The sequence below is a fragment of the bacterium genome (assembly GCA_030654305.1).
Classification (GTDB): Bacteria; Krumholzibacteriota; Krumholzibacteriia; order LZORAL124-64-63; family LZORAL124-64-63; genus PNOJ01.
Genome location: JAURXS010000413.1, coordinates 1 through 10,038, shown reverse-complemented (window position 1 = coordinate 10,038; position 10,038 = coordinate 1). Strand labels below are relative to the sequence as shown.

General features: G+C 72.0%; 9 protein-coding genes. 6 read left to right on the top strand and 3 right to left on the bottom strand.

Annotated elements, in window-relative coordinates; all coding sequences use genetic code 11:
- The coding region (locus Q7W29_12035) for a hypothetical protein (GenBank protein MDO9172546.1) at positions 1 to 282 on the top strand (282 nt) is incomplete at its 5' end.
- A 71-nt stretch (positions 283 to 353) separates the two neighbouring features.
- On the opposite strand, the gene Q7W29_12030 is transcribed toward Q7W29_12035, so the two are convergent.
- Positions 354 to 3,506 carry a S8 family serine peptidase gene (locus Q7W29_12030; protein MDO9172545.1) on the bottom strand — a complete coding sequence of 1,051 codons (3,153 nt, stop codon included), beginning with the start codon at positions 3,504 to 3,506 and terminating at the stop codon, positions 354 to 356.
- A gap of 158 nt (positions 3,507 to 3,664) precedes the next feature.
- Between Q7W29_12030 and Q7W29_12025 the strand changes: the two genes are divergently transcribed.
- From Q7W29_12025 to Q7W29_12005, 5 genes are all read left to right on the top strand, one after another.
- Positions 3,665 to 4,798, top strand: coding sequence for a DUF3524 domain-containing protein (locus tag Q7W29_12025; protein MDO9172544.1), 1,134 nt, complete (start codon positions 3,665 to 3,667; stop codon positions 4,796 to 4,798).
- Positions 4,795 to 5,625, top strand: a complete 831-nt coding sequence (locus Q7W29_12020) for an HAD hydrolase-like protein (protein ID MDO9172543.1) — start codon at positions 4,795 to 4,797, stop codon at positions 5,623 to 5,625. The genes Q7W29_12025 and Q7W29_12020 overlap by 4 nt, the downstream gene beginning before the upstream one ends.
- Positions 5,622 to 6,509, top strand: a complete 888-nt coding sequence (locus Q7W29_12015) for an alpha/beta fold hydrolase (protein MDO9172542.1) — start codon at positions 5,622 to 5,624, stop codon at positions 6,507 to 6,509. The genes Q7W29_12020 and Q7W29_12015 overlap by 4 nt, the downstream gene beginning before the upstream one ends.
- A 279-nt stretch (positions 6,510 to 6,788) precedes the next feature.
- Positions 6,789 to 7,013 carry a helix-turn-helix domain-containing protein gene (locus tag Q7W29_12010; protein MDO9172541.1) on the top strand — a complete coding sequence of 75 codons (225 nt, stop codon included), beginning with the start codon at positions 6,789 to 6,791 and terminating at the stop codon, positions 7,011 to 7,013.
- Between the two features lies 1 nt (position 7,014).
- A complete protein-coding gene (locus tag Q7W29_12005; GenBank protein ID MDO9172540.1) occupies positions 7,015 to 7,938 on the top strand; it encodes a hypothetical protein in 924 nt (307 codons plus the stop codon).
- Between the two features lie 715 nt (positions 7,939 to 8,653).
- Here Q7W29_12005 and cdaA read toward each other — a convergent pair.
- Both cdaA and folP read right to left on the bottom strand, forming a co-directional pair.
- Positions 8,654 to 9,445: a diadenylate cyclase CdaA gene (gene cdaA, locus Q7W29_12000; protein ID MDO9172539.1), complete on the bottom strand. Its 792-nt coding sequence runs from the start codon at positions 9,443 to 9,445 to the stop codon at positions 8,654 to 8,656.
- 70 nt (positions 9,446 to 9,515) lie between these two features.
- Positions 9,516 to 10,038: dihydropteroate synthase (gene folP, locus Q7W29_11995; GenBank protein ID MDO9172538.1), on the bottom strand; the 523-nt coding region annotated here is incomplete at its 5' end.

Here is a 10,038-nt window from a genome sequence, read left to right as displayed (position 1 = left end):
GCCTTCGTGGTGCTGGTCACGCTGGACCTCGAGCAGTTCGGGACCTACCGCTGGCTGCGCGACGTCGCGGTGCCGGACTTCGGCCGCGCCCTCGCGGCCACGCCGCTGGGGACCTGGAAGGAAGGCAAGGCGGTCACCCTGCTGCTCGAACGGGCCGACGTGATGTCCGACCTGGTCCTGCGCACCCTGCTGTGCCTGCCCTACGCGCTGCTGCTGCCGACGCTCCACTACGAGACCCGCACGAAGGCCCTGGCCCGCCTGCGTCGCCTGCGGCGGCGCTGAATCTCCGGTTGATCAAGAAGAGAAGCCCCGGGCGCGCGCCCGGGGCTTCTCCATTTGGCGGAAGTGAGGAATTATTTGATCAGAGCCAGCGGGCCGGTGTGCTCGTCCGCCCCCGCCCTGACCCGGTAGAAGTACACGCCCGACCCCACGCGCCGCCCCGCGTCGTCGTCCCCCCGCCAGACCACGGCGTGCACCGCCGCGCCCAGATCGCCGTCGACTAGCGTGCGCACGAGGCGGCCGCCCGCGTCGTAGATGCGCACGCTCGTCCGCGCGGCGGCGGGCAGCGCGAAGCGGATCGTCGTGCTGGGGTTGAACGGGTTGGGGAAGGCCGGGTCGACCCGGAAGACCGCCGGCACGCCCTGGCCCGGCCCGTCGTCGACGCCCGTGCCCTGGGTGCAGCCCTGGCCGAGGGCGCCGATCTGGCCGCAGCCGCCGCTGTGGACGGGCAAACAGGGCGAGGTATCGAACAGGGTGAGGTCCCGGGCGGCCAGGTCGCAGAACTGGGGATCCACCGAGACGTTGCCGTTGGCGCCGGTGGGGTTCGTGACGCCGCCGAAGTCGCCGCCGGCGTTGCCGTAGACGTCGTTGCAGTTGAAGACGAGGCTGCCGCCCGTGGCGTAGATGCCCTGGACCGCCGCGGTGGAGCCGCCGTTGGCGGCGACGAGGTTCCGGGTGAGCGTGGCCGAGGAGTTCGAGAAGTAGGCGCCGCCGCCGGCGCTGCCGCCCGCGTTCAGGGCGATGGTGTTGCCGGTCAGCACGGCGCCTGTCACCGTGTCGAGGTAGAGGCCGCCGGCGAAGAAGACGGCCGAGTTGTCCCTCAGCACGGAGTTGGCGACGGTCAGCGAACCGCCGGCCAGCTTGGCCAGGCCGCCGCCGATCATGCCGGCGTTGTCGCGCACCACGAGGCTGTCCAGGTTCGCGGCGCCGCCCTCGATGCAGATGCCGCCGCCGTACAGGAAGGTGGAGGTGGGCGACGGGACGTTGGCGGCGACCAGGCCGCCGACCGCGGTCAGGGTGCCGCCGTTGACGTACACGCCGCAGCCCTTGGTCTTGGCCGTGTTGCCGGAGATCTCGGCGTGGTCCAGCACGACGGTGGTCGCGCCGGTGTTGTTGGCGGCGTAGACGCCGCCGCCCAGGTCGGCGTTCGCGTGGCCGGACACGACGGTCCGGCGCAGGGTCAGCGTCGCGTCGGTGACGAAGATCCCGCCGCCGCGGGGCGCCGACGGGTTGTTGACGATCGACGTGTTGGCGTCGATCACGCAGTCCGTCAGCGTGGGCGCGCCGCGGTAGACGTAGACGCCGGCGCCGTACAGGGAGGTGTTGCCGTGCACCTGCACGTTTTCGAGCACGGCGTTGCTGTCGTACAACAGCACGCCGCCGCCGCCGCCGATCAGGGTGCTGCTGCCGGTGGCGTTGCCCGTGACGTCGATGTTGCGCAGCGTCGCGTCGCCGCTGACGACCAGGCCGCCGCCGTAGCGACCGGTGAAGGGGATGCTCGTGTACTGCTGGCCGCCGCCGCCGGTGCAGCGGAAGCCGTCGACCACCACGCCGGTCCCGGCGCCGTTGCTGACGCTCATCGCCGGGCTCGAGGGCAGGGCCGTGATGACGGTCGGCGTGCCGATCGGGTCGCGCGTCGTGAAGGCGTCGTTCCAGCCGCCGCGGTAGGTCAGGTCCTTGTCCTTGATCTCGAAGGGCGCGGTCAGGACCAGGGACGTCGCCAGGTCGATGGTGTCGCCGGCGGCGGCGCTGTTGATGGCGTCGTCGATCGACACGAACTCCAGCGGCACCCGGTGCGTGCGGTCGCCCAGCGCCTTCAGGAGGTTCACGCGGCCGGCGCCGAGCTTGCCGGCCAGGGTGGGGTTGATGTCGTCGATGTTGTCGCAGCTGGACAGCAGCAGGGCGACGATCTGCTCGCGGGTGTAGCCGGGGTGGGCCGACCACAGCAGCGCGATGGAGCCGCAGGTGATGGGCGCGGCGAAGGACGTGCCGTCGACCGTGGCGTAGGTGCTGCTGGCGGTCGTGTGGTCGTACCAGGTCGTGTAGATGCCCGCGCCGGGGGCCGACAGCTCGACCCAGGTGCCGTAGGACGAGAAGCTGGCCTTCTCGTCGCCCGGGCCCGTGGCGGCGACCGACAGCACGCCGTCGGCGGTGCCCAGGAATTCCGGGACCTCGTGGTTGTCGTTGCCGGCGGCGGCGACCAGGATCACGCCGTTGAGCTGGGCGTAGTCCACGGCATCCGCGAGGATGCTGCTGCTGCCCCAGCTGCAGTTGATGACCTTGGCGCCCATGTTCGTCGCGTAGGTGATGCCCTGGGCGGCCCAGGTCATGCCGATCAGGCCGGTGCCGGTGGAGGACAGGTAGCCGGCGCGCACGGCGAGGATCTTGCAGCCGCCGGCCGTGCCGGAGATGCCGATGGCGTTGCCGGTCAGGGGCGCCACGTTGCCGGAGCAGCCGGTGCCGTGGCCGCCGAAGTCCATGGGGTTGTTGTCGGCGACGGACATGTCCTCGCCGGGCCAGCCGCCGGAGGCGCCGCTGACGAAGTCCCAGCCGCGGATGTCGTCCATGCGGCCGTTGTGGTCGTCGTCGATGCCGGTGGTGCCGTAGTACTCCGTCCAGTTGGTGAACAGCGCGCCGTTGACGTGGTCGGGGTGCGGCCCGCCGAGGTCGGGGTGGTGCCAGTCCACGCCCGAGTCGATGACGGCCACGATCACGTTCGAGTCGCCCTGGGCCTCCTGCCAACCGCCGAGCCAATGGACGTCCTTGCCGCCGTAGGAGGTGTTGCGCAGGTACCACTGGCCGGACAGGCCGGGGTCGTTGGGGATGGCGATGTCCATGCGGCGCAGCTCGTCCTTGACCGCCTTGCTCACGCCGGGCAGGGCCGCGAAGGCGGCCTGGGCCCGGTCCAGGTCGATGGCGGGGTCGAATTCCGCCACCCAGTGCCGGCTCAGGTCGGGAACGCCGGACTTGCCGGCGAACCTGAGGTCGGTGAACAGGGGCTCGAGGTTCGAGACGCGCAGCTCGGCCGCCACCGCCTGCAGGGCGGGGTCCTCGAGGAGCACGCCGCCGCCCGCCGCCTTGGCGACCACGGGCCGGTAGCCGGGCTCGAGTTCCAGCACCATGCGGCCCGGGATGTAGCCGGCGAAACTGTCCGCCAGGGCGGCGGCCGGGACCAGGATGGTCGTGGCGGCCAGGGCCGCCCAGACGATCGCAGCGGGTCTCTTCATGATGGACGCGTCCTCTCTGATGGGTCATCCTCGGCGAGGTCCGATACGTGCGGGGCATGACCGCATGATGCGGGGCATGACAGCATGATGATAGTCAAATACGGTCGATTGTTCAACACGGGCCGCCCCCGGGCGGCCCGGCGGGAGGCTGGCGGGCGTTGCGCATCGCGTTCCTGGAGCCCTACGACGGCGGGTCCCACCGGGCCTTCCGCGAGGGGCTGACCGCCCACTCGCGGCACGAGATCCGGTCCTGGACCCTGCCGCCGCGGTTCTGGAAGTGGCGCATGCGGGGCGCCGCGCCGTGGTTCGCCGACCGGTTGCGCGAGGACGAGGCAGACTGCGACCTGCTGCTGGCGACCGACTTCCTGAACGCGGCCGACCTGCGCGGCCTGCTGCCGCGGCCCCTGGACCGCGCGCCGCTGCTGCTCTACATGCACGAGAACCAGCTGACCTACCCGCTGTCGCCCGACGAGGCCTTCGACTTCCACTTCGGCTTCACCAACATCGTGAGCTGCCTGGCGGCGGATCGCGTGGTGTTCAACTCCGAGTACCACCGCGGCCTGTTCCTGGACGCGCTGCCCGACTACCTGGCCCGCATGCCCGAGGCGGTGCCCAAGGGGATCCGCGAACGCCTGGCGGCCCGCAGCTGCGTGCTGCCGGTCGGGATCGCACGGACGCCGCACCCCCCGGACGCCTTCGCCCCCTACCTCGGCGGGCGCTGCGACGCGGGCCTCGGCCCCGGCTGGCCCCGGGACGGGCGCGAGCACGTGATCCTCTGGAACCACCGCTGGGAATTCGACAAGCGGCCGGAGATGTTCGTGCGCGCGCTGCTGTGCCTGGCCGAGCGCGGCCGGTCGTTCCGACTGCTGCTGCTGGGCGAACCGCGGCAGCAGGAAGCGGTCTTCGCCCCGCTGCGCGAACGCCTGGGCGAGCGTATCCTGGCCTGGGGGGAGCAGGACCGCGCGGGGTACGAGGCGTGCCTGTCCCGGGCCGACATCGTGGTCAGCTGCGCGGCCCAGGAGTACTTCGGCATCGCCGTGGCCGAGGCCGTCCACGCCGGCTGCTACCCGGTGCTGCCGCGCGAGCAGGCGTACCCGTCGCTCTACGGCGCGCGCTGCCGCGGCCGCCACCTCTACGACGGCGAGGAGGGGCTGGTCAACCTGCTGGACGCCCTGCTCGCCGGCGACGGCTGCGGCCACGTCTGCTCGCTGCCCCTGGACGCGGACGCCTTCTGCTGGGAACGGCTGGCGCCGCGATTCGACACCCTGTTCGAGGAGATGCTGCGCGCATGACCGCCCCCCGCCTCTACGCGAGCCTGCTGCTGGACGTCGAGGGCGTGCTCGTGCGCGACAAGAGCTGCGAGCCCGTGCCGGGCGCCCGGACCTGGTTCGAGGGGGTCGTCGCCCGCGGCACGCCGCACTGTCTGGTCAGCAACAACACGACCCACGCGCCGGCCGCGCTGGCGGCCGCTCTGCAGGCGGCGGGATTCGCCGTCGAGGAGCCGCGCCTGGTGACGGCGCTCGGCCTCGGCGCGCGGCTGCTCGCCTCCTGGGGCAAGCGCCGGCTGCTGTGGCTGGGGGTCGCCGACCTGGAGGGTTGGTGGCGGGATGCCGGCTTCGACCTCGTGCGCGAGGGCCCCTGCGACGCGGTGGTCCTGGGCGCCGACCCGGCCCTCACGACCGGGGACCTCGACGCGGCCCTGCCCGCCTTGGTCGACGGGGGCGCCGAACTGGTCGCCCTGCACCGCGGGCTCTTCTACCTGGACGCCGCCGGGCGCCGGCGCTTCGGGCCGGGGTTCTACGTCGCGGCCCTGGAGCAGGCGGCGGCTCATCCGGCCGTGGTGATCGGCAAGCCGCAGGACCGGATCTACCGGCGGGCCCTGGAAATCATTGGCGGCGCGCCCCGCGACGCGTTATTTATCTCTGACGACCCCGTCGCCGACCTCGTCACCGCCAAGCGCCTGGGGATGGGGACGGCCTTCGTGCTGTCCGGGAAGCATGCCGACTGCGGCGTCCTGGGCCGTCTGGACCAGCAGGACTGGCCGGACCTGATCGTCGATTCGCTGGCCGACCTGGAACCGCCCGCACCCGCCGCTCCGCAGGAGGACGCGCGTCCGTGAACATCCCGACCAACGACCAGGACCTCAAGCGCTTCGGGCAGCTGACGCTGACGGCCTGGGAGTTGGAGCACGCCCTGGACAACGTCGAGCCCGACCCCGAGTTGGAGGAGCAGCCCCCGCGGCCGGCCCGCGCCGCCGCGATGGCCCTGCGCGCCCACGCCCGCCTGCAGGGCGAGATGGAGACGCGCCTGGGCGTGCCGAAGGAGCACCGCACGCGCATCGGCATCCAGCCGGAGGTCGACGAGAGCGTGCTGCTGGTCCACGGCTCGACCGGGACGCCCCAGGACCTCGACGGCCTGGCCAGGTTCCTGCACGGCCAGGGCTACACCGTCTACAACATGCTGCTGCCCGGCCACGGCCTCGAGTCCACGACCCTGCCGGTGGTGAAGTGGAAGGCCTGCCTCAACGAGGTGCAGCTGCGCTACCGCGTGCTGGCCCGCCACAGCCGGCTGGTCCACGTGGTGGGCTTCAGCTTCGGCGGCGCGCTGGCGATCCTGCTCACGCGGCAGGAGCAGCCGGCCTCGCTGTCGCTGTTCGCCCCGGCCCTGGTGCCGCGCGTGCCGCTGGGCACGCGGCTGCTGATGCTGATGGGCCTGCACCGCCTGCCGACGCTGCGCCGGCGGATCGGCTGGAACCTCGAGGTCTTCGAGTCGATGGAGCGCGCCAAGTCCCAGCTCGGCAAGCTGCGCCTGCCGATCTACGCGGCGCACTGCGAGGACGACGCCCGCATCGACCCGGCTTCGCTCCGCCTGCTCCAGAAGCGGACGCGCCACCGCGCCTCCCGCTTCCGCCTGTTCAAGACCGGCGGGCACATGATCCTCGCCGCCCACGGCGAGACGACGCTCAACGACGCTTTGCTGCAGTTCCTCCGCGACCGGCACTGACCGGCGCTAATCGGCGCTGTCCGGCGCTGTCCGGCGATGTCCGATCGTGCGCAGGCCGCGACCTTCCCGGTTGCACTTTGCACGGTGCCGGCGATCCCCCCGTCGCCCCCTTCTTCCCCCGCGTTCCCCGTTGCGGCCCCCGCGGCCCCGTTTCCCGCCGTTTCCCGCCGTTTCCCGTGAGGGAGAGGCGTAACGGCGGGCGGCACGGTAGTTGCAAGCAAGCCCGCGACACCGATGCGGGCCCGGCCCGCACCCGTCCCGAATAAGGAGCGCAGCGACATGAACGACACCCGTGATCACGGCACCGCCACCATCTACATCGGCGCGGAGGAGACGTCCAACCAGGTGCTGACCTCGGTCGAGGCCGCGGAGTACCTCAAGATGCACGTCAAGACGGTGTGCCGGCTGGCCAAGGAAGGGAAGATCCCCGCCAAGAAGGTCGGCAGCGAGTGGCGGTTCCTGCGTCGGGTGCTCGACGGCTGGCTCGCGAAGGAAATGGTCTGACATGCCCGTCCGCTTCCAGACGTTGCCGACGCCCCGCGCCGGTGTCGCGGCCCTGCGCCTCGATGGCGCCGTCGCGCGCGGCGACCACCGGCATTTCGCGGCCGCCGCCGGGGAACTCCTCGGCGCGGGCGCGTGTGCGGACGGACTGGTGCTGGAGCTGACGGACCTCCATTCGATCAGCGAGGAGCTCGCGGACGAGATCGCCCTGCTGCGGCGACGGCTGGCCGAGGGCGGCGCGCAGATGGCCGTCGTCGGCGCCAGCGTCGTGGTCGCCTGGTTCCTGCGGCGGCGCCTGGGCGGGCAACCGCTGCGGGAGTGCGCGACCGTCGAGGAAGCGGCGGTGGACATCGCGACGGGCGGCGCCCCGCCCAGCGACGCGGTCGTGACGGGGCGGGACTTGCCCTCGCTGGCGGCGGTGGCGGGATTCCTCGAGATCCTCGGCAGTGACGCCCCGTCCGACGAACGGACCGAAGCCTTGAACGGGCTGCTGCAACGCGGCGGACTGGGCAGGGAGGCCCACCTGCTGCGCTGCGACGGCGACCGACTCGTGCTGGACGGTCATCTCGACGCGCTCGCGGAGGCGGGCGGCCGGCTGGGGATGCTGCTCGCCGCCAACGACACGCCCCTGTCGCTGCACGAACTGCGGGTCGCGGAACTGTCGCCGCGGGAGCAGAACTTCCTGCGCTGGAGCGGGGCCGACGTCGTGATGCCCCTGAAGGCCGCCGGCAGGCTGCAGGGGGCGCTGATGGTGCGCTCGGGCCGCGACGGCGGTCTCTTCTCCTACCTCCCCGGCGAACTGCTCGGGCTGGGCCTGGTCGGCTGCTTGATCGCCGGGCGGCTCGCCCTGTCGACGCCGGTTCCCACCACCGGCGGGGTCGCGGAATCCCGGGTTCCCGACGCCGAAGCGCTGCTCTCCCAAGTCTGAACTCCCTGCTTGTCCCCTTTCCGGGGCACGACTTTTTCGGTAACACATCTGTAACATCATTTATTTGAATAAGTTAAATATGGTGTAACCCATCGGGACCATTTCGATGGTCGTGGTGTCGGCCGCGGTCGACGCCCCGCATCGAGGGCTATGATTCTAAAATTATTATTTTCAATATGTTACGCCGATCATCTTCACCGCCGATCCCTGGCGGCTTCCTTGCTGATAGGTGGCGGGGGCGGTCGAGCGGGGCTGGGAGGACTCGCGGAACCGCACGGCCTCAACCGGCGGGAGAGAGGGCGCCTCAGCTCTCCCGCCGGTGGCCACCCCGCTCGCGCGACGCGAACAGAAGGGGGAACGCTCATGACGACCAGAGACGTGCGGGGGTGCCTGGAATTGGCGCTGGCGGGCACGCGCCGACGCCTGCGCCGGGCCGGCGTGCAGCTGTGCGACTGGGGCGTGTCGGAACGGCCCCGGGAGTGGACGCTGTGGCTCGAATGTCGCGACGTCCCGCCGCCTGCGACCGGCGAGTCGCGTCCGTCCGGAGGCCTGCGGCGGTGCGGGACGCCGGTCTGGCGCGCCGCGGCATCCTGGCCGCGCACCCCGCGCGCCGGCCGGCGGCACGCCCTGGCGGCGCTGGCGCAGGCGCTGTCGGAGGTGGCGCTGGCCTCGGGCCGGGGGGCGACGCTGTGGCGGGAGGAGCGGGAAGGAGAGCCTAGCCGGCCTGGGCCGGCGCCGCCTCGACGCGCTCGCGCCCCTTCAGGGCGATGCGGTTGAGTTCGGCGGTCAGTTCCTCGACCGACAGGCCGCGGCGGATCTCGCCGGCGTGGGCCAGCGAGATGGCGCGCGTCTCCTCGGAGACGACGATGACCGCCGCGTCGGACACCTCGCTCAGGCCGATGGCGGCGCGGTGGCGGGTGCCGAGCACGTAGCCCAGCTCGGAGCGCTCGGTGTTCGGCAGGATGCAGGACGCGGCGACGATCTTGTCCTGGCTGATGACCACGGCCCCGTCGTGCAGCGGCCCGGGCACGGTGAAGATCGACTCGATCAGCTCGCTGGAGATGTCCGCGTTGAGCAGCGTGCCGGTCTTGGCCCAGCGGCCGAGGCTGATCTCGCGCTCGAGCACGACCAGGGCGCCCAGGCCGCGGCGAGACAGGCGCTCGACGGCGCGGACGATCTCCTGTTGGGCGGGGATCTCCTCCGGCGCGGCGAAGAACATGATCCCGCGGCGGCGCCCCAGGTAGGTCAGGGCCGTGCGCAGCTCCGGCTGGAAGATGATGATGAAGGCCACGACCCAGACCGTCTGCAGCGAGTAGAGGATCTGCCGCACGACGATCATGCCCAGGCGCTCGGCGATCCAGGACAGCACGGCGAGCAGCCCGAGGCCGACGAACATCTGCGTGGCGCGCGTGCCGCGCACCAGCAGCAGCAGGCGGTAGAGCAGGAACGCCACGATCAGGATGTCGAGGATGTCGATGATCAGGGAGTCGGCCAGGAACTTCAGCATCGGTTCTTCCTGGTGTCCGGGCCTGCGGGCGTGGCGTCGGCCCGCAGCATAGCATCGGCCCGCCGTCGGCTCAACGTCGATCTCCCGCGGCGGCGACCGCCGCGAGGACTTCCAGCATCTGCACCGTCTCGGCCACGTCGTGGACCCGCACCGCGGCCGCGCCGGCCGCGAAGGCGATCGCGACGGCGGCCAGGCTGCCCGGCAGCCGCTGTTCCACGGGAGCCCCGGTAACGCCGGCGATGAACGACTTGCGCGAGGCCCCGATCAGCGCGGGCCGCCCGCCCGTCGCCTCGCGCACCTGCGCCAGTAGGGCCAGGTTGTGGCCGAGGTCCTTGCCGAAGCCGAGACCGGGGTCGACCAGCAGCCGTGACGGCGACACGCCGGCGGCCAGCGCCGCCGCGACGCGCTCCTCGAGGTGGGCCGCCACCTCGGCGACCACGTCGTCGTAGCGCGGGTCCGCCTGCATGGTCGCCGGCGTCCCCCTCATGTGCATGAGCACCAGGCCGCAGCCCGCGGCGGCCGCCAGCGGCAGCAGGCCGGGGTCGCCGCGGCCGGCGGTGATGTCGTTCAGCCCGTCGGCGCCGGCGTCGAGG